This window comes from Brenneria izbisi, from assembly GCF_025840185.1.
GTDB classification, from domain to species: domain Bacteria; phylum Pseudomonadota; class Gammaproteobacteria; order Enterobacterales; family Enterobacteriaceae; genus Brenneria; species Brenneria izbisi.
Window position 1 is genome coordinate 256,091 of record NZ_JAMPJU010000004.1, and the last position, 20,504, is coordinate 276,594.

The window sequence follows — 20,504 nt, forward strand, 5'->3', positions numbered from 1 at the left end:
TGGAGGCTTTTTTTATCTGACCTACCTGACCAGTGGTTGCGTGAAAACGGCACGGCGTCTGGATATAACGAAAATAAGGTGAGTGGCGGTGAGTAAGACTCAAGGATTAAAACAGGAACTTGGGGTGATTCAGGGCGTAGGGCTGCTTTCTACCTCATTACTGGGAACCGGCGTATTCGCCGTACCCGCGCTGGTTGCGCAACTGGCGCAGCAGGATAGTCTGTGGGCATGGCCGCTGTTAATCCTGTTTGTTTTCCCGATTGCGATTGGATTTGCGGCATTAGGTCAACATTTTCCGCATGCCGGCGGCGCCGCCCATTTCGTCAAGATGGCGTTTGGGCCGCGTCTGGCGCGTGTCACCCGTTGGTTGTTTCTTTCGGTGATCCCGCTGGGGCTTCCTGCGGCGTTACAAATTGCGGCGGGCTTCTGGCAGGCGGCATTAGGCTGGAACGATCTGGGATTGCTGATGGTGCAGTTACTTACGTTAGGCGGGATCTGGGTGCTGGGGCTGCGCAGCGCTGGCTCCAGCGCCAATATTCAAATTATTATCGCCCTGTTGGTGGTCGGCCTGGTGGCGGCTATCTGGTGGCAAGGCGATATCACGCCAGCCCACATTCCCTGGCCTGCCGTTGGCGAGCTTTCCTGGTCGAATACCTTTAGCGCGCTGGCGGTGATGTTCTGGTGTTTTGTCGGGCTGGAAGCATTCGCGCATATGGCGACGGAATTTCGCACGCCGGCGCGTGATTTTCCACGCGCCTTGCTGATAGGCATGTTACTGGCTGGCGCCGTCTACTGGGGATGCACGGTCGCTGTTTTACATTTTAAAGCTTACGGCGAAGGGATGGCGGCGACAGCTTCCCTGCCTGGCATTGTGGTGCAATTGTTCGGTGAACATGCCTTGTGGATCGCCTGTCTGGTGGGATATCTGGCCTGTTTTGCCAGTGTCAATATCTACACGCAAGGGTTTGCCCGGCTGGTGTGGTCGCAAGCGCCGGAAGGAAGCGCATTGGCGAAATTATCTGACGGGCAAGCGCCAGTGAATGCCTTATCTATCGTGGTGGCATGCTGCCTGGTGTGCTGCCTGCTGATTTACTGGCTGCGGTTGCCATTGGAAACGCTCATTGTGTACGCCAATGGCATTTTCGTTTTGGTTTATCTGCTGTGCATGTTGGCCGGATGGCGTTTACTGCAAGGGCGAGCCAAAGTCATGGCGGCGGCGGGCAGCATTTTGTGTTGCGCATTGTTGTTGATGATTGGCTGGAAATCGCTGTATGCGCTGACCATGCTGGCGCTATTGTGGGTTTTCCTGCCTCGCAGACGAACCGAACTGGTATCCCATTCAAATTAAAGCAATGCCTCCAGCCGTTCGTTGGAGAGAGGCATTGGCGGGCGAAACGATTATTCGGCGTCTGGCGTGACTGTCGTTTGTTCTGGCGCGGGCAGTCTGGCTTCCAGTTCGCTCAAGCGCTGTTCCAGCTGCGCGATTTTTTCGCGGGTACGCAACAGCACCTGGGTTTGAATGTCGAATTCTTCGCGGTTAACCAAATCAAGCCGGGTAAACTGGGACTGTAGTACCTGACGGATTTTCTTCTCCACATCATCGCCCAATTCCCGGATACCTTTTGGCATGGACTCATGCACTTGACGGGCAATCTGCTCAATCTTCTTCGGGTCAATCATGGCGTTTTCCTGATAGGTTGTGTCGGATAATCATATTGGTAAGTGTAATGCTAGTTGAGTATTGGATAAACTAAAACATCGAACTTGCCCCGTGAGATCCATTGTTTCCATGTCACATTTCCTGTGGCTAATCAATTGCCCTGCAACTTCATTAGCGTTATAGTTATTTCGCTTATTCTCAGGGCGGGGTGTAATTCCCCACCGGCGGTAAACCAGTCGTATACAACGTAGAGACATTTACAATGTATAGGAATTGGAAGCCCGCGAGCGCTCACATCGTTTGATTTACCGGCGAAACCGCCTGGTTTTTCAGCGTGAGGTCAGCAGATCCGGTGTAATTCCGGGGCCGACGGTGATAGTCCGGATGGGAGAGAGTAACGATACCTGTCGGGCATAGCGCCCGCTCGCGTTATTTTTGTTAGCTATTATCATGCAACCGGTGGTAATGGTTACTCCTCAAGTTCGCCCTGATTCTGGTAATCCATAAAAATATTGAGGTTTTTTTACCATGAATCAGACATTACTTTCTGAATTTGGCAATCCTACCGAACGTGTGGAACGTGCTCTTGATGCTTTGCGTCAAGGTCGTGGCGTTCTGGTTCTGGATGATGAAGATCGCGAAAATGAAGGTGATCTTATTTTTGCGGCTGAAAACATGACCGTAGAACAAATGGCGCTGACTATTCGCCACGGTAGCGGCATTGTTTGTCTGTGCCTGACCGAAGCGCGTCGTCAGCAGTTGGCATTACCGATGATGGTGGAGCATAACTCCAGCGTTTATCAGACTGGTTTTACCATCTCTATTGAAGCCGCAAAAGGGGTCACCACCGGCGTTTCCGCCGCTGACCGTATTACCACTATCCGGGCGGCAATTGCAGATGATGCGAAACCAAGCGATCTGAATCATCCCGGTCACGTTTTCCCGCTGCGCGCGCAGCCGGGCGGCGTGTTGACGCGTGGCGGACACACGGAAGCCTCGGTCGATCTGGCGATGCTGGCGGGGCTGAAGCCAGCGGGTGTGCTGTGTGAATTGACCAATGATGATGGTTCTATGGCCCATGCGCCGGAAGTTATCGCGTTCGCCAGACAACATCATATGCCGGTATTGACCATCGAAGATCTGGTGGCTTACCGTCAGTCGATGGAGCGTAAAGCAGGCTAAGTGAGCAAGCTTTAAGCGAAATAAAGGGCCGGCATTTCCGGCCCTTTGTTATTTTCCGTATTACAGTTTTTGGCGTCAGCCGCTGTCTTATCAGGCAGTCTGTCGTTTTCTCGCCAGCATCGTGGCGAAACGCAGCTTGATGCGGTTGCCGTTGACGTCTGTTTTGTGCAATTCGCCGAGATCTTCGTTGTATTTGATGATATCCCAGTCGGCATAATACTGCTTCAATTCGCCTTGTTTAAAGGTGAAGGAGAAGGGGAGTGGACACGGATAGTCATCGGTCGACATGGCGGCGATAATCAGGTTATAGCCGCCGTTTGTGGTGCTTTCCTGTATGTTGTTAATGACATGTGGAATGCGATCGCGCTCCAGGAACATCAACACCACCGTTGAGAGAATAAAGTCATATTGCGCTTTGATTTCAGCCAGATTGATGTCGTAAACGTCAGCCCGAATAGCCGTCAACCTTTCACTGCTGATGATGTTATTGAGTGAGGCAATGCTCTGCTCATTCTTGTCGCAGGCGGTGACGTCAAACCCGCGCAAGTTCAGATACAGTGAGTTACGCCCGCCGCCACAGCCCAAATCCAGCGTTTTACAAGGTTTGATGTATTGCATGGCGTCAATGACGTCGGAATGCGTGCGCGTCAGCCCGTATTTTTTGTTGTAAAAATCTTCTGGCGCGCAGAAAAAACTCAGTTCACATTCGAGATCATCAGAAAAAGAGAGGATCTGATGCCATACTTGCGGTGCGACAATCGGTGGCTGATTTTGTGGCGAGAAATGAAACGTTTGCTGAATGTCGCCATTTTCATGTAGCAGAGCGAGGGTCATTTCCCCGCGCAGAAGGGAGAGTTTGGCCCAGGTGCCTGCTTTGGTATTGTGTTTTTCCTGAAAGGCGGCGGGTAATGTCTGGCTATTCCACGGTGAAATCTTTTTATAACAAATGAGATCTTGCATCTTTACCTCTGCGTATACTTGCTATCACCGCATCTTATAAACCAGTGCGATGATTACCAATAAATATTTGTTTTAAATGCAATATTTTTTGAAGTAAAAAAATAACAGCCAAAGGAATGGATAGCGTGCTCAATGATGGCTGAGAGCGCCGTCCAATCAGGGTAAACGAAGAGGAAGAAATCCCCGGCGTGGTGCGCCGGGGAGGGTATTATGCACATTTAGTACATTTGGAATTCTGAATAATTTGAAAGAAATCATTCCCTTTATCATCCACCAGAATGAAGGCCGGGAAGTCTTCCACTTCGATTTTCCAGATGGCTTCCATACCCAGTTCCGGGTATTCCACGCAGGTCAGACTCTTGATGCTGTTTTGCGCCAGAATCGCCGCCGGGCCGCCAATGCTGCCAAGGTAGAAGCCACCGTGTTTCTTGCACGCGTCGGTAACCTGCTGGCTGCGGTTGCCTTTTGCCAGCATGATCATGCTGCCGCCGTTGGCTTGCAGTAAATCAACATAAGAGTCCATCCGACCTGCGGTAGTCGGGCCTAATGAACCGGATGCATAACCAGCCGGGGTTTTGGCCGGACCAGCGTAGTAGATCGGATGATCTTTGATGTACTGCGGCAGACCTTCACCGTTATCCAGACGCTCTTTTAGTTTGGCATGTGCAATGTCACGGCCCACGATGATGGTGCCGGTCAAGGACAGTCGAGTCGATACCGGATACTGCGACAGCGTTTTCAGGATCTCGGCCATAGGACGATTCAGGTCGATTTTGACCGCATCGCCTTCACCGGCCTGACGCAAATGTTCAGGAATATACTTGCCGGGATTCTGTTCCAGTTGTTCCAGCCAGATCCCTTTACGGTTGATCTTGCCCTTGATGTTGCGGTCAGCCGAACAGGATACGCCCATCCCTACTGGGCAGGATGCGCCGTGGCGCGGTAGACGGATAATCCGCACATCATGAGCAAAGTATTTACCGCCGAATTGCGCACCCAGGCCGAGATCACGCGCGGCTTGCAGAATTTCCTGCTCCAGCGCCACATCACGGAAGGCTTGTCCGTGCTCGTTGCCCTCAGTCGGTAGTTCGTCATAGTAGCGGGTGGACGCCAGTTTGACGGTTTTGAGCGTGCTTTCCGCCGAGGTGCCGCCAATGACAAATGCAATGTGATACGGCGGGCAGGCCGCCGTACCCAGCGAACGCATTTTCTCAATCAGGAAACTTTTCAGCTTTCCTGGCGTTAATAACGCTTTGGTTTCCTGATACAGGTAGGTTTTGTTGGCGGAACCGCCGCCCTTGGAGACAAACAGGAATTTATAGTCTTCGCCCTCGGTGGTGTAGAGGTCGATCTGAGCTGGCAGGTTGGTGCCGGTGTTCACCTCTTGGTACATATCCAGCGCCGCGTTCTGTGAATAGCGCAGGTTATCTTCGATAAAGGTGTTGTACACGCCGCGAGACAGCGCTTCGGCATCATTGCCGCCGGTCCATACTCTCTGTCCTTTCTTACCGACGATGATCGCCGTACCGGTGTCCTGACAGGTAGGTAAAATACCTTTGGCGGCAATTTCCGAGTTACGCAGAAATTGCAGGGCGACGTATTTGTCGTTTTCACTGGCTTCCGGGTCGTGAAGGATATCGGCGACTTGCTGTTGATGGGAAGGGCGAAGCATAAAAGAAGCATCGTGGAAGGCTTGTTGAGCGAGGATGGTAAGGGCTTCCGGCTCAATCTTGAGAATATCCTGACCTTCGAATTGCGTCACAGAAACAAAATCACTGCTCAGCAGACGATACTCGGTGTCATCTTGACCTAATGGAAAAGGTTCTTGGTAATGGAAGGGTTTATTTGACATTGTTTTCTCACTCGCGTTCGCATTATTAGTAGGCTTGTATCTTGTGTGATTCAATCTCAGTTAAAGACTTTTGTATCAGGTTGAATACCTGTCTCGCGGGGGAATTGAGCGCGGCTTTTTCATTGTGGCATTCTCATCCTGGACAAACACAAAAGTAATAATCCCTATAATAGTATGGTTTTGCGGCGGCAAGTACCACTTTGGTACATCACATAATTGGCAATAAATAACAGGATTATTTGCTCGTCCGCGTCATGATGAAGAAAAGTAAAATCATTGTAATCAAATAGGTCTGATTATTGAGATAAGAAGATATTAAATCATTTAAGTAAATTACTTAATTAAAGTAACCGATGTGGTTAGGGATAATAACTATTCAAGTAATACTGTTATTTTTTTAAACCGATTGTGTAAGGCGAAAATAATATCAGCACGGCGCTCGCACTGTGGCGATTAAAGCAGTTTCAGTCTGAACGCCTGATAATCCGGCAGTTCAGGCGCACGCCATAAGTACCATGATGCAATGGTGCGATAAGGCTGACAAGGTTCGCTCAGTTCACGCAGGAGATGGCGAGTCGGCATCTCTTGTAAATGGTAGACATAGCGTAGCCCTTGTCGAATGCCTAAATCGTCGAGCGGCATAATATCCGTCCGTTCCAGCGAGTAAATCAGAAAAATTTCCACCGTCCAGCGGCCAATCCCTTTTAATGAACACAACTGCTTGATCAGCGTTTCATCATCCATACCGACAGCATGTTCAAGGCTTGGCACCAGACCGCTCAAGGCGCCGTGGGAGATGGCGTGCAGGGTGTCAATCTTGCGCGCGGAAAAACCGCATTGCCTCAGGGTTTCGCTGGAACAGGCGGCCATTTGTTCTACGCTGGGAAATTGCCCATCGTGGATGTTCATCAGTTTCGTCACCATCGCATCACCGGCGCGGGTGGTTAACTGTTGGTGAGCGACCGCTCGGATCAAGGCTTCATAGGGTTCTCTGTGAGGAGCCGTCTGATGGCGACATGCTCCCACCTGCGATATCAGGTTGGCCCAGCGTTCGCTAATGGCGCTGAGGTGTGCTGCGGCTTTACGATCAAAATCCCGTTGGCGGTTGGGCGTCATCACTGTTTTCCCTGGTTTACATATTTTGAAAGACCATGAACCGGTCAGGCAATCGAACATAGGTGATTATATGATGATCCGCTACGCTATGGATGATCTTGAGCGATGCTCTGAATTAAAAAGCAAGGTTTGGGCGTGTGCGCCACGTCTTTTTATCCTTACCGACGATGCAACCAGATGCTATCCGGCAGACGAAAAGGGAGCGGCCCGTCATGAATCTTGATTTATTTGCGCATGAAATCCCGCAGCAACGAACGGAAACGCTGGCGCCGGGCGCGGTTATCCTGCGTGGCTTCGCCTATCCAGAGACGGCGGCGTTGATGACGGCAATCAGCGAGGTGACGGCGTGCGCGCCGTTTCGCCATATGGTGACGCCGGGAGGCTATGTTATGTCGGTGGCGATGAGCAACTGCGGGCCGCTGGGCTGGATCACCGATGACAGCGGCTATCGCTATTCGCCGATCGATACGCTTACCGGGCAGCTGTGGCCGGCAATGCCCGACGTTTTTTCTCAATTGGCGCATCGCGCTGCCAGCGTCGCCGGTTTTGAGGATTTTGCCCCTGATGCCTGCCTGATCAACCGCTACGATGTGGGGGCGCGAATGTCGCTGCATCAGGACAAGGACGAACATGATTTCAGTCAGCCCATCGTTTCGCTCTCGCTGGGACTGGGCGCCACCTTTCTATTTGGCGGCTTGAAGCGCCACGATCAGGTTCAACGCTGTTCGTTGCTGCACAGTGATGTGATTGTCTGGGGCGGCGCGTCGCGGCTGCGTTACCATGGCGTATTGCCGCTGAAAAGCGGCGTCGTGCCAGACGGTATTACGGGAGAACACCGTTTTAATCTGACGTTTCGTAAAGCGGGATGATAGGGATGAAATAAAGCCAGCCTGTATCCGCATTGGCTGGATAGACGGGCTGGCCGGGATCCCCCGCCGTGTTTCAGGTTGCAAAACGAAATCAGGCTGGGGCTGGCATTTTACTTCCTGGAAAAACTGATATAGTCGAGCGCATTTTCTGCCGCGATACGGCCAGAGTTCAGTGCAAAGCCGAAGGTGCCGCCGCCCAGCAGTAAATCGTAGGTATCGCCATACATCCCGGCGGCGTCGTTGCCGGTGACGTACAAGCCGGGGATCGCGTCGCCTGTTTTATCCACCGCCTGCATTTTTTCGTTGATCTTCACGCCGCCCAGCGTCCCCAACGCGGCGGGTTGCATTCTGACCGCATAGAATGGCCCGGTTTTTACCGCACGCAGGTAATCCATGTTTTTGTTAAACACTTCATCCCGTTTCTGGGCGGCAAACATGTTGTTTTGCTCCAGGGTTGCCTTGAGCACGTTGACCTCTACGCCCATCTCTTTCGCCAGTCCTTCAATAGTGGCGGATTTGAAGACAAAACCGCGGTTCTTCTGGCTTTCTTTATTAAATTCGTCATCGAATTTGGTGAGTTTCGTGTTGGCGATAACCCATTCGCCGATCGGCACGTCAATGCCATCTTCGACGTAGTGCTGACGGGATTGTTCATCGAAAATGGAGTACATGACGCCGCCTGCTTTCGATAGCGCGTTACCGGAGTGCGGCCAGATAATGACGTTGGATTCATCGGTGAAGCGACGTCCGTGTTGGTCGACCCACAGATAAGGCTGACGGGCGGCGGCCAGCAAATGAGAGTTGGGCGCGTAATCCGGCAGACCGGGGCGATAGGCTTGCAGAACGCCCATACCGTCTGGTTTGGCGCCCGCTTTCCATGCCATATTGATGCCATCGCCGTCTTTACCGGTGTTGCCGACCATGATGGTATCCGGGAATTCGGCATATTTTTGCAGCATTTCCTTGTTGTTGGCATAACCGCCGGTGGCGATAATGACGGCGCTGGTCGCGATCTGGAATGGACGGCCTTCACTATCCTGCGCGGCGACGCCGGCTATTTTGCCGTCTTTAATGATCAAATCCTTCCCCGCTGTTTTGACCAGCGTGGTGACATCCATATTTTTAAATTGCTCATGGAAGGTCTTGATCAAATGACGCCCGTGGCCGGGGCCGTCAATCACGTGCCAGGTCAGCATACCGCCAGGACCGCCGGGGCCGATGTATTCAAACTTGATGCCTTTTGATTTCACCCATTCGATGGTATCCGCGGAGCGGTTGACGAAAGCGCGTACCACGAACGGGTTTGCCATCCAGTGGCTGTATTCCATGATGGTTTTGAAGGCCATATCCGGCGTAACAATAATCCCTTGACGTTTTTGCATGGAACTGTTGGCCGCGAAAATGCCTTCGGCAAAATTACCGGTGCCGCCAACGACGGACTGTTTCTCCAGCAAGACAATTTTTGCCCCTTTTTCGGCGGCGGCCATCGCCGCCGCTGTTCCGGCCGCGCCTGCGCCGATGATCACTACATCGGCACGCTTAGGTATTTCTGGTTTTGCGGTTTCAGCCGCCTGTACGACGGATAACCCCATTATCGATATACACAGGGGCGCCAATAAACGTTTTCTGAATATTTTCATGGTATTTTCCTAAGCCGTAATAAAATAAATATATTGCGAACGCAATAGACGGCGGTTGATGTGCTATTCATTGATTTTTGCTTGTAAATACGCCTCTTCCGCGGCTTCAAGTACTGCGCCGCTGGTAACACTGGCCCCGGAGACGCCATCAACCTGGATGCTCTGTTTTTCAACCATCGCGTTGGCTAATTCTTTCGCGGCCTCGCCCCCAACTTCCGGGGTTTCGTCAGGCGCATTAATCGTGGCTTTGATTATTTTTCCCTGGGCATCAACGTCAATAGTGACGGCGACATCCCCGCCCATACCGGGTTTGGTTGCGGAATAGGTTCCAGCCTTAAAATTATTACTTTCTTGTGCAATTACCGTCCCCGTAGCCAAAAAAAGGCAAAGGAAGAGCGCACCTGAAGATGTTTTCATATCAACTCCCATTCAGATTGGTTAAATTAAAAATTAATGACGGACAAAAACGAATAAATTTTCTCTTTTATCTATCTCCCATGAATAAATTGATGGCCATCGTCGTCATTCAATGATTTAAATACCAGGCAGCAAGTGGGTAATCCCACTCCCAGCAATAAAAATAACAAGCTAAAACTGTTTAAGTTAAAGACGATTTCAAATTGAGAAAGAAATCGTAATATTGGAAACGTCAGAGCCATGCTGACCATAACGGAAATAAGTTGCGTAATAGTCAACATATTATTGCCGCTGTTATACGTGGCGTGATTCAGATTACTAAAGGCCAGCGTACTTTCTGCCGAATGCAGCGTTGAAATCAATATGCCCAGAATGGCCGCGATAATCCCAATCTGCATCATCGATTTTTCCTGCACGGCGACACTCAATGCCAGGATGCTTAGCGAGGTGAATCCGGTGGTCAACATCAGCAGTCGTCGATAGCCTGTACGTTTTATCATCGGTTCAAACAGCACTTTCGACAGTAACGCTCCGCCGGAAAACAGCAACAGAATAATACTGGTTTCGACTGGCTGACACGCTAATGTCGTTTGCAGCATCAATGACAGCACAACCGGCGTCGATGACAGCAGGATGCGGGTTAACATGCCGCCGAGCACCCCCACCGAGAATGTCCTTATTTCAAACAGCGCGGTCGGAAATAATGCCTCTTTCCTGGTGATGTCTTGTTTGAAGTAAAGAAATGCCAGCCCAATGCCAGACAAGCACAGTAACAGGGCGACCGGGGCGGGAATAATATTTTTTGGCATGGCGGTCAGGATAAATGCCGTCAGAAATAGCATCACCACCAGCAATATCAGTCCATAAGGATCGGTGCGTCGCGCCGCTAGCCGATTTTCGTTGGGAATATATTTCCTGGCGAAAAAAAGGCAGAACAATGACAGCGGTATATTGGCGATAAAAATAACCCGCCATGAAAAAAAATTAATCATAAAGCTGCCTAATACCGGACCAACCATGGTGCCCAATAAACCCAGCAAGGTGATCCGATTGAGAAAGGTCAGTTTCATGGTTTGCGGCGTCGTTCTTAATATCACAGTTCGAATGATGGGCAACATCAAGGCGCCGCCGATCCCCTGAATAAAGCGAAAGGCGCTTAAGCTGACAACGGAATTCGCGGTGATACATAACAGCGAGCCCAACATAAAGATAGCTATCGCCAGCAGATAGGTTTTCCTTTCTCCCAGACGTTCCGCCAGCCAGCCATTGACTGGCGTAAACGCCACCACGGTAATGACATAGGAAATGACGATCATTTCCATCCGCAACACTGGTTGGCGCAAAGAATCCGCGATAGCCGGGATCGCGATGTACAGCATGGTGGTATCCATGGATTGCATGAAAAAGGTGACGGACGCAATCCAGAATAGGATCCATGACGTATTCATCGGCTAGGCTACCGTCATTTGTCCGGCATAGAGCACGAACAGGCGTAGCAAGAACACACCGAACAGGCTCAGCGCCGCCATGATAATCAGGCGTCCTTTACCGGGATTACGTATAAAACCGGCCGTCAGGGGCATGGCGATGCCGACACCGATAATACCGATCCAAAAGACGCCGCCCCAAAAGCCACTGAGCGCCGTATAAGCGGCCACGGTTTTCTGCCCGCCGCCCAATAACAAGCCGATAAAGAAGGCAAACAGCAGGAACAGTTCTGCATAGACCACCGGGTTTTCTATGCGGTGAATGAAGCGCAATGTTGCGCTGCTGCCAGAGGCGTGGCGGCTTATAGCGCTGACAAGCATTATCACGGCGATGCCGGACGTGGTGCCTGATGCCAGAAACAGCACCGGGAGAACCGGGTTATTCAGCAGCGGGAATGATTTCAGCGCCGAAAGCAGAAAACCGGTATAGCAGCCGAGCAGGATAGCCAGCACCAGCAGCACGTTTTCAATCAAAGCGGATTTTTTGGCGATGATGGCGGTTATGCTCCGCATCAGTGACGTCAACGCCGGACGCCGCAACCGGGTTTCAATCAGGTTAAGCAACCCTTCCCGATAGAGGTTGACGATCCATAGCAGGATGACTACGAAATACACCTGAAAGAGCATCACTCCCAGCGACATAATGGACATCGGGTTATAGAACACCATCAGATACCAGAATGTCATTGGCCGCGTCAGGTGAAAAATCAGAATCACCAGACCGATAATCACCGACAGCGGAGCAATGATGGCGGTGGATTTCACCACGATATTGCCGCCATGATATTCTGCGGGAACGTAATACTTAATCAGAATCGACAGCGAAACCATGCCTGCCGAAATTCCCACCAGCAAGAGATAAATGGCGATGGGCCAATCCCAGACCAGAGTGTCAAACTGGAAGGCGCTATGCATTGTCGATTTCCCCCCGTCTACCCGGAATTCGATAGAGTTGTGGTTCGGTGCCAAGATAGACTTTTGACCGATAGGTTGAATTGCCCTTAATCATTTTGGAAATATCGCTGTCGGGATCGTTCAGATCGCCAAACACCAGTGCTTTGGTCGGGCATATTTCCACGCAGGCCGGTTGTTTCCCTGCGGCCAGATTGGTTTCCCGGCAAAAGTTGCATTTATCCGCCGTCTTACTGACCGGGTTGATAAAGCGAACGTGATAAGGGCAGGCGGCAATGCAATAGCGGCAGCCGACGCAGCGTTTATCGTTGACATCGACAATGCCGGTTAAGGCATCCTTGAAAGATGCCCCGGTCGGGCATACCGTGACACACGGCGGATTCTCGCAATGCTGGCAGGATTTACGAAAATACTGTTTGAATGCGCGTGATTTTTCCTGTGGCGGAATATCGACCGTTTTCAGTATTTCCAATCGGGTAACGCCATCAGGTACGTTATTGGTGGTTTTGCAGGCCCCGATACAGGCGTTACAGCCAATACAGCGTTGTTCATTGTGTAACAGACCATATTTCACAGCGGCGGGTTTGGCGGTTTGCGCGGGTTCGCTCTGCGCCCGTGCAAGGCTGGTATTCCCGGTGACGACAATCGCGCTGCCCATATAGGCAAGAAAACGGCGGCGAGAAAATTCTTCCATAACATAGACCTTCACAACATAGAACTTCACATTGAAGCAGTAACGGCGCTGATGCGGCGTCGGCATAAGAAGTCAGCTATTCCCGTCAGTTTTCAAATCACAGGACGCCGGCGTCCCGCACCGTGAAATCTGGCCGGGGATATTGACTGAAAATATTGCCTTTCAGACAATCTATTTACTCGTAATCCCTATTCTTTTTATTGTTTTTATTTGACCATAGGGTAGGAGGAGTAATTGTGCACTTAGTCACATTTATTTCTTTGTATATCTATATAAATCACATATCTATTTATTATAAATACCTGTTAGCAGAACAATGCAGTGAATTATTTATTGTGATCAAGTTTGAATAATTACATGTATAACCACTGTTCTTTTCATAATGAATTTTGAGATGAGGTGCATTTTTATTAATGGCGTTTTCATATTAATTGATTCATATCGTATTCTTCGGTTTTCATTAAACTTAATTTCCGCCAAAAATTGATTTATATCTGTTTTTTCTGTCCACAAAATCCAACGTGAGCACGCAGAGCATACTCACGTTGGATGCACAGAGAGGATTGAATGTCAGGGCTTCAGATGTTTATCAAGAAAACGCAGGGTGATTTTCATGATATCCGGTTGTAACCAAACCGAACCGCCGTGTTCCGCCCCCTTGACGACATAGTAGGTGGAATCGATGTTTTTCGCCGTCAGCGCCTGATGTAGTCTTTCCGTTTGGCGAGGTGAAACCAGCGTATCGGCTGAACCGTGCATAATCAGAAAAGGCGGGGTTGCCTGGCTGATATAATTTATCGGGTTGGCGGCGGCGGTCTTATCGGGGTAGCGGGTGATCGGGCCGCCTTCATTGAATATGGCGGAGCCGTTAACCCACAGGGCTTCGGTGGAGGATGCCGAAGTATGCTTCTGGACAACCTCATCGGGGAAACCTTCTCCCACCAGCGTCAGATCGGAGAGGCCATAAAAGTCGATAACGGCCTGAAAATCACTGTTTTGATCGAGGTGATCGCCTTTGTCGAACTGTCTGGTGCCGTTGGTCGTACCGGCAAACGCGGCCAGATAGCCACCTGCCGATTCCCCGAAAACGGCGGCACGCTTGCCGTCAATCCCGAACTTGTCAGCATTGGCGCGCAGATAGCGAATGGCGGATTTTACATCTTCCAGCGGCGCGGGAAAAAGCACCATCGGCGCGACGCGGTATTCTATGCTGGCCACCACATAACCGGCCTCGGCAATGCTGAGTCGCTGTTGCAGATAGCTGTCTTTGTTAGCATGAATGAAGCCACCGCCAGTGATGAATAACACGACAGGCAGCGGCGTTTGCGCATTTGGCTGAAGAATATCCATCTTTAATGCGACATTGGGATAGCCAAGATCTGATGTTTGTGAATACACCACATTGGAAATCAGTCTCACCGACGTGATTTCCGGTTTAACCGTGATTTCATGCTGGTTGGTGGCTGCTATCGTCGCATTTCCGCTGACGGCGCCGGTGAGGATAAGCGATGCCAATACTATTTTCCGGGGTTTCATCAGAGTCATCTTTTCTAATCCTGTTGTTCGCCATTGGTAAAGGGTTTATGGTCGGGTGAGATGTCTAAAAATAATGAGAGAGATATTGCCTATCCTCTATAATAAAAAATTAACGTTATTGTTGTGATTATATCAGTTTTTTGTTAAATAACAGGTAATTTAATTTGAAAGACTAATGAGTTAAGCATGCTGGCTAAAAACCAAGTGTGCATTGGATCACATTTGTTTTTTTGTATATACATATAATTGTTATCTTAATATATTATAAACGATCAATAATGTCGTAAATATGATTAGTATAAAACGGATCATTTATTATCAGGAACTCCTCAGAGTCAGGAGTTTTACCAAAGCGGCTAAGGCGCTGAATATATCACAGGCTTTTCTGTCTCAGGAGATAGCACGGCTGGAGATTGAAACGGGGAGAAAGCTGATTAATCGAACCACCCGACAGTTTTCCGTGACGCCATTCGGCCAGCTTTTCGCCGAAAAAATGCATACCTTGATTAAAGAACATTATGAGCTGGAGCAGTTTGTCAGCAGCTACGAAGAGAGTTCGGACGGGGCGTTGTTGGTGGGGGTAATTCCGATTTTTAACCGTTTGAGCTATTACAATATTTTTAGTCAGTTTCAAAAACGCTACCCGAATATCGATATCTCCTTTATTGACGGCGTCAGTCGCGATTTACTGGAGAGAGTGCGCACCACCGACATTCATATTTCCTTTTCGACGCCGTTTGATGAGTACCTGAATGATCCGTTGTTTAATCATTCCGTTTTTCTGATCGATGAAATCGTCGCGGTGGTGGCCGCAGCGCATCCACTCTCTGCCTGTACGACATTGCAACTGTCACAACTGACGGCAGAAAAACTGATTGTGCCGCAAAAAGGAACAGGCGAGCATGCCGTGGTTTCTGCGGCATTCGCCAAACAGGGCATCAGCCCCTGTTATTTTCGGGAATGCAGCAATATGGAGATCATCATGGATCTGGTGATGAACCTGTCGGGTGTGGTATTCCTCTGCTCTTCCGTTGCCAAAAGCCTGACCGCTTATGACGTGGCAATCATTCCGCTGGAAGTGAAACTGGAAAGAACGTTTGCCGTCAGTTATCTGAAGCGCAGCGTCAATATTCCGATGGTGCGTTTGTTTCTGGATTTTTTACAACAAAATGGCGACACACTCCCACAGTATGAATCATCCTGATGTATCAGTGGGTTAACGCTTTATCGTTTTCTTTGCTCGTATTGTCCTGGCGATGAATTGCCGCATTAATCCGCGTCCGTTTATTTCTCTGCTTAGCCTGATTCATCCGCATCATGTCGGGCGCCGTAACGACACCCGAATAACAAAATCCAGGCCGGATAAAAATGGCGCGCCTCCTTCGTTTGACGATAAAAACCGGTTCGATCCTAATGCGCGAAAAAAAGCCTCACCAGCGTATTAGCGGGTTTATAGAGAAGTTGTATATAAGCAATAGTGTTATTAACTGGATTTAATAAGAATTGGCGTTTTTTAACCTATTGATAGCCTAACATTCGTACAGATTAATTATCTGATAGCATTGATCGCGGACGTTTACGCTGGTATCGCGGTGTGGGCATCCTTGCCGATCATCTCTGGTTATCACAACACTGACGCAATGGCTTTCCCCAGGGTTTCCGTATTACCGGCGCCGCCCAAATCCCCGGTAAGCGGCGCCTGTTCAGGCCCCTGTGACAGCACGGCCTCAATCGCGCGCAACACCGCCGATCCCGCCTCAGGATAGCCCAGATGTTCCAGCATCATGCCGCCACACCAGATCTGTCCGATGGGGTTCGCCAGTCCTTTACCGGCAATATCGGGCGCAGAGCCATGAACCGGTTCAAACAGGCTGGGGAAATTGCGCTCCGGGTTGATGTTGGCAGATGGCGCGATGCCGATAGTTCCGGTGCAGGCTGGCCCCAGATCCGACAGAATGTCGCCGAACAAATTGCTGGCTACCACCACGTCGAACCAGTCGGGATGCAGCACAAAATTGGCGGTCAGGATATCGATGTGAAATTTATCAACGTTAATTTCTGGATATTGTTTTGCCATTTCAGCAACCCGCTGATCCCAGTACGGCATGGTGATGGCAATACCGTTGGATTTAGTGGCGGAGGTAAGGTGTTTTTTCGGGCGTTTCATCGCCAGTTCGTAAGCGAATTTAAGGATTCGATCGACGCCGACGCGCGTCATCACCGTCTCCTGAATGACAACTTCACGATCGGTGCCTGCAAACATGGTGCCGCCGACGCTGGAATATTCTCCCTCGGTATTTTCCCGTACCACATAGAAATCAATGTCGCCGGGATATCGTCCGACCAACGGCGCTTTGAGGCCGGGCATCAACCGGCAGGGACGCAGATTGACGTACTGATCGAACGCCCGGCGAAATTGCAGCAGCGAGCCCCATAAAGAAATGTGGTCTGGCACGCTATCCGGCCAGCCAACCGCGCCGAAATAGAGCGCATCGTACTGGCTAAGGGTGGAAAACCAGTCATCCGGCAGCATCTTTCCATGCTTCAGGTAGTAGTCGGCGCTGGCGAAATCAAACCAGTCCCAGTGGATAGTGATATCAAATTTTTCGGCGGCGCGTTGCATGACGCGTACGCCTTCCGGCATCACTTCTTTGCCAATGCCGTCACCGGGGATCACGGCGATGCGGTGCTGTTTTCCAGACATTAAACGTTCCTTTTCACACAAGGGAGGAGAATTGAGTGTATTTCCCTGGCAAATGGTGAACAATTCGTCTTGCTGGCAAGGCATTGTTAAATTTAAGAGAAGAATTTATGTCGACGGTAAACGATCTACGCTTTTTCAGCCGCATAGTGGCGTTGGGCAGCCTGACTGCCGTCGCGCGTGAACTGGGCCTCTCTTTGCCTGCGGTTAGCAAGCGGCTGACGCAACTGGAAAAACGGCTTGGCGTACAGTTGATCCAACGAACCACCCGGCGGCTGGATCTCACGGCGGAAGGTATACTTTATGCGGAAGGCGCATTGCCGATACTCAAGGAAATTACCGAACTGGAAAGCGCGGTGGCTAAAAACCAGCGCTTGCTCGGCGGCAAGCTCAACATCAATGCTTCTTTCGGCTTTGGTCGTCGCCATGTGGCGCCGCTGATTTCATCTTTTTCACGCTTACATCCCGGTCTTGAGGTTCAGCTTCAGCTTTCCAGTCAACCCATCAATCTGCTGGATGCCGCCATTGATATTGATATTCGTGTGGGCGAGCCGCCTGATTCACGTTTGATTGCGCGCAAGCTGTTGGATAACCCGCGTATTTTGTGTGCCTCGCCCGCTTATATTGAACGTACCGGTATGCCGCGAACCGTCGCTGATTTGTCCGCACATAATTGCATTGTGCTCAGGCAATATGAAAGCGACTACGCGCTGTGGCGTTTCTATCAGTCGGGCAAAGAGTTTACGCATAAAGCCTATGGCAGCCTGTCGAGTAATGATGGCGAAGTGATCATGTACTACGCACTGGATGGACACGGGATTATTCTGCGTTCGTTCTGGGATGTGAAAACGTATCTGGCGCGGGGCGAGTTGGTTGCGCTGTTGACCGATTTTGAGATACCGGCAGCGGATATCCATGCGGTTTACCAATATCGACGTAATGTGCCAGCCAGAATTACCGCGTTTATTGATTATTTAACCGAGCACTTGGTATGAAGCATCTGATATGAAAAGAAACTAGCCTACCTGAGCATGAAGGTTTTGAGTTCATTTATGTTGTAACGCGTCCTGATGTCTCTCCCGTCTGTTTAATTCCTTCTTTCTATTCATTTATTTGGCGTTAATGATTTATTGAAATGATAAATACAATGCGTATAGTTATCATTTTCTTTTCCATGTATAGATTGGCGTCCCGATTCGCCAAACATCCCGCTCCAATAATCGTTGATTAATTGAGGATATATTATGTCTTGCGTAACTTACGCTGGGGAAACGCGCATGGGTGATGCTTCAGTGGCGAGAATAAAACCTTTCGCCGCCTCTCTTCTCACTGTTCTGATTTCCGTGTCGTTATCGCTCACTCCGGCATTCGCAGCGGATAAATCACCCTCGGACGCTAAAGCGGATACGCTGGTGGTCAGCGCGGATGCGAACGCCGATGCTGACGTTGGCGAAGCACAGGATTACAGTGTAAAAGTTACCCGCGCCGGCACAAAAATGTCGCTGGTGCCGCGCGATATTCCCCAATCGGTGAGTATTATCAGCCAGCAGCGTATGCAAGATCAGAACCTGCAAACCATTGGCGAGGTCATGGCCAATACAACAGGGGTGACCGCCAGGAACATTGATTCCGACCGTTCCACCTATTTTTCCCGCGGCTTCCTCATCAATAATTATCTGTTTGATGGTATTCCGACCGTCGTTGATGACATTTGGGATTTTGGCGATGCGGGATCGGACACGGCTATCTATGAGCGCATCGAAGTAGTGCGCGGCGCGGCGGGGTTAATGACCGGGACGGGCAACCCCGCCGCGGCGGTGAATATGATACGCAAACATGCGGACAGCCGTGAGTTCACAGGCGCCGTTTCCGGGAGCTACGGCAGTTGGGATCAGCCGCGCATGGTCGCCGATCTGTCCGCGCCGCTGACGGAGAGCGGCAATGTGCGCGGACGGATGATTGCGGGATATCAGGACAACGATACCTGGCTCGATCGTTATCACAAACGCAAAAAATTCCTCTATGGCGTGATTGATGCCGACCTTACGGACGCCACAACGCTTTCCCTCGGTTACGATTATCAGGAAAGCGATGTCGATAGCCCTACGTGGGGCGGCCTGCCGACGTGGTTCACCGATGGCAGCCGCACGCATTTCGATCGCAGTTTCAATCCGGCGCCGAATTGGAGCTATTCCAATAAAACCTCGAAAAAGGTATTTGCCGATCTCGCCCAGCGGTTTGATAACGGCTGGCAGGTGCGTCTGAACGGCACACACGCCGAAACGGAGTTCGACTCCAAACTGATGTATGCCAATGGATTTCCGGATAAAGATAGCGGACAACTCGTCGATCCTTATGGCCTGGGGATTGGCGCCTATGGCGGATGGAATAAGGGAACGCGCAAAGTCGACGCCATCGATACTTACGCTTCCGGCCCGTTCGAGCTATTGGGGCGCCAGCATGAGTTGGTGGTAGGCGGCGGCTACAGCAAACAAAGTATCCAGTTCTACAATTCTCAATCCACCATTAGCTCGTCCGATATGGGTAACTACTTTCAGTGGAATGGCAATATTCCCGATCCAAGCTGGGGTTCCTGGACGGATTATGAGCACTCCACCACGCGTCAAAAATCGCTCTATGCCACGGCGCGTTTCTCGCTGGCCGATCCATTGCATCTGATTGCCGGCGCGCGTTATACCGACTGGCGCATCATCGGTTCGACAGGTGACACCAGCAACAACCGGGTAACCCCGTATGTCGGACTGGTCTATGACATTAACGATACCTGGTCTGCCTATGCCAGCTATACCGACATCTTCCAGCCGCAAACCAGAAAGGACATTAACAACCAATATCTGGCGCCGACGACCGGTAAAAACTATGAAGCGGGCATCAAAGGCGACTGGTACAACAGCCGTCTGACTGCCTCGGTATCGGTATTCCGCATTGAGCAGGATCACCTGGCGCAGTCGACGGGGCAATATATTTCCGGCTCAACGGACATCGCCTACAACGCCGTGGATGGCGTCGTGAGCAAAGGGGTAGAGTTTGAGGTGAACGGTGCGGTAACGGACAACCTGCAAATGACGTTTGGCGGCTCACGCTTTGTGGCTGATGATAAAGACGGCAAATCGATCAATCCGAATCTGCCACGCACGTCACTTAAACTTTTTACCCGCTATCAACTGCCGATGTTGCCTGATTTAACGTTAGGCGGGGGCGTAAACTGGCAGAATAGCATCTGGGAAGAAGGCGCGGGGCCTCAGGGAATGGGAACGCTGCGAGCGGAGCAGGGCAGCTATGCGCTGGTTAATCTGTTTGGCCGCTATCAGGTGACTAAGCAGCTTGCTGTACAGGCCAATATTAATAACCTGTTCGATAAAAACTATTATGACTATCTCGCGCCTTATGCTGTCTACGGCACGCCGCGCAGTGTCTCCATGACGGTCAATTATACCTTCTAAATGTGTTGATACCC

17 protein-coding genes and 1 riboswitch are annotated in these 20,504 nt (G+C 50.6%); of the genes, 6 read left to right on the forward strand and 11 right to left on the reverse strand.

Annotated features, from left to right (window positions below):
- Positions 1-88 precede the first annotated feature (88 nt).
- On the forward strand, positions 89-1,348 hold the full coding sequence (gene yjeH, locus NC856_RS08040; protein ID WP_264089904.1) for an L-methionine/branched-chain amino acid transporter: 1,260 nt from the start codon (positions 89-91) through the stop codon (positions 1,346-1,348).
- Positions 1,349-1,398: 50 nt separating this feature from the next.
- On the opposite strand, the gene ubiK is transcribed toward yjeH, so the two are convergent.
- A complete protein-coding gene (gene ubiK / locus NC856_RS08045) occupies positions 1,399-1,680 on the reverse strand; it encodes a ubiquinone biosynthesis accessory factor UbiK (protein WP_264089905.1) in 282 nt (93 codons plus the stop codon).
- A 170-nt stretch (positions 1,681-1,850) separates the two neighbouring features.
- Positions 1,851-2,060: riboswitch (FMN riboswitch) on the forward strand.
- A 128-nt stretch (positions 2,061-2,188) separates the two neighbouring features.
- On the opposite strand from ubiK, the gene ribB reads away from it, so the two are divergent.
- Entirely contained in the window at positions 2,189-2,842 is a 654-nt protein-coding gene (gene ribB, locus NC856_RS08050; RefSeq protein WP_264089906.1) for a 3,4-dihydroxy-2-butanone-4-phosphate synthase, read from the forward strand.
- Positions 2,843-2,932: 90 nt separating this feature from the next.
- Here ribB and tehB read toward each other — a convergent pair whose 3' ends face one another.
- The 3 genes from tehB to NC856_RS08065 form a co-directional block, all read right to left on the reverse strand.
- Positions 2,933-3,802 (reverse strand): SAM-dependent methyltransferase TehB, encoded by an 870-nt coding sequence (gene tehB / locus NC856_RS08055; RefSeq protein WP_264089907.1) that lies wholly within the window; start codon positions 3,800-3,802, stop codon positions 2,933-2,935.
- Positions 3,803-4,010: 208 nt separating this feature from the next.
- On the reverse strand, positions 4,011-5,654 hold the full coding sequence (fumA, locus tag NC856_RS08060) for a class I fumarate hydratase FumA (RefSeq protein ID WP_264089908.1): 1,644 nt from the start codon (positions 5,652-5,654) through the stop codon (positions 4,011-4,013).
- 453 nt (positions 5,655-6,107) lie between these two features.
- A complete protein-coding gene (locus tag NC856_RS08065) occupies positions 6,108-6,770 on the reverse strand; it encodes a DNA-3-methyladenine glycosylase family protein (protein ID WP_264089910.1) in 663 nt (220 codons plus the stop codon).
- 212 nt (positions 6,771-6,982) lie between these two features.
- Here NC856_RS08065 and alkB point away from each other — a divergent pair, with 212 nt between their 5' ends.
- Positions 6,983-7,639: a DNA oxidative demethylase AlkB gene (gene alkB, locus NC856_RS08070; protein ID WP_264089911.1), complete on the forward strand. Its 657-nt coding sequence runs from the start codon at positions 6,983-6,985 to the stop codon at positions 7,637-7,639.
- Positions 7,640-7,749: 110 nt separating this feature from the next.
- On the opposite strand, the gene NC856_RS08075 is transcribed toward alkB, so the two are convergent.
- From NC856_RS08075 to NC856_RS08100, 6 genes are all read right to left on the reverse strand, one after another.
- Complete coding sequence (locus NC856_RS08075) at positions 7,750-9,279, reverse strand: FAD-dependent oxidoreductase (RefSeq protein ID WP_264089912.1); 1,530 nt, start codon at positions 9,277-9,279, stop codon at positions 7,750-7,752.
- Between the two features lie 63 nt (positions 9,280-9,342).
- Positions 9,343-9,696 carry an FMN-binding protein gene (locus tag NC856_RS08080; RefSeq protein WP_264089913.1) on the reverse strand — a complete coding sequence of 118 codons (354 nt, stop codon included), beginning with the start codon at positions 9,694-9,696 and terminating at the stop codon, positions 9,343-9,345.
- A 71-nt stretch (positions 9,697-9,767) separates the two neighbouring features.
- On the reverse strand, positions 9,768-11,144 hold the full coding sequence (locus NC856_RS08085) for an MFS transporter (RefSeq protein WP_264089914.1): 1,377 nt from the start codon (positions 11,142-11,144) through the stop codon (positions 9,768-9,770).
- A 3-nt stretch (positions 11,145-11,147) separates the two neighbouring features.
- Positions 11,148-12,098 (reverse strand): cytochrome c nitrite reductase subunit NrfD, encoded by a 951-nt coding sequence (gene nrfD, locus NC856_RS08090; protein WP_264089915.1) that lies wholly within the window; start codon positions 12,096-12,098, stop codon positions 11,148-11,150.
- Positions 12,091-12,789, reverse strand: a complete 699-nt coding sequence (locus NC856_RS08095; protein ID WP_264089916.1) for a 4Fe-4S dicluster domain-containing protein — start codon at positions 12,787-12,789, stop codon at positions 12,091-12,093. The genes nrfD and NC856_RS08095 overlap by 8 nt, the downstream gene beginning before the upstream one ends.
- Positions 12,790-13,359: 570 nt before the next feature.
- The gene (locus NC856_RS08100; RefSeq protein WP_264089917.1) at positions 13,360-14,334 is read right to left on the reverse strand and encodes an alpha/beta hydrolase; all 975 of its coding nucleotides are present in this window, start codon (positions 14,332-14,334) and stop codon (positions 13,360-13,362) included.
- A 280-nt stretch (positions 14,335-14,614) separates the two neighbouring features.
- Here NC856_RS08100 and NC856_RS08105 point away from each other — a divergent pair, with 280 nt between their 5' ends.
- A complete protein-coding gene (locus NC856_RS08105) occupies positions 14,615-15,529 on the forward strand; it encodes a LysR family transcriptional regulator (RefSeq protein WP_264089918.1) in 915 nt (304 codons plus the stop codon).
- A 420-nt stretch (positions 15,530-15,949) separates the two neighbouring features.
- Here the strand turns inward: NC856_RS08105 and NC856_RS08110 are convergent, their stop codons facing one another.
- Positions 15,950-17,029 carry a tartrate dehydrogenase gene (locus NC856_RS08110; protein ID WP_264089919.1) on the reverse strand — a complete coding sequence of 360 codons (1,080 nt, stop codon included), beginning with the start codon at positions 17,027-17,029 and terminating at the stop codon, positions 15,950-15,952.
- Positions 17,030-17,136: 107 nt separating this feature from the next.
- Here NC856_RS08110 and NC856_RS08115 point away from each other — a divergent pair, with 107 nt between their 5' ends.
- Together NC856_RS08115 and fhuE are read left to right on the forward strand one after the other, a co-directional pair.
- On the forward strand, positions 17,137-18,021 hold the full coding sequence (locus NC856_RS08115; RefSeq protein WP_264089920.1) for a LysR family transcriptional regulator: 885 nt from the start codon (positions 17,137-17,139) through the stop codon (positions 18,019-18,021).
- A 249-nt stretch (positions 18,022-18,270) separates the two neighbouring features.
- Entirely contained in the window at positions 18,271-20,490 is a 2,220-nt protein-coding gene (gene fhuE / locus NC856_RS08120) for a ferric-rhodotorulic acid/ferric-coprogen receptor FhuE (RefSeq protein ID WP_264089921.1), read from the forward strand.
- The last annotated feature ends 14 nt before the right edge of the window (positions 20,491-20,504 follow it).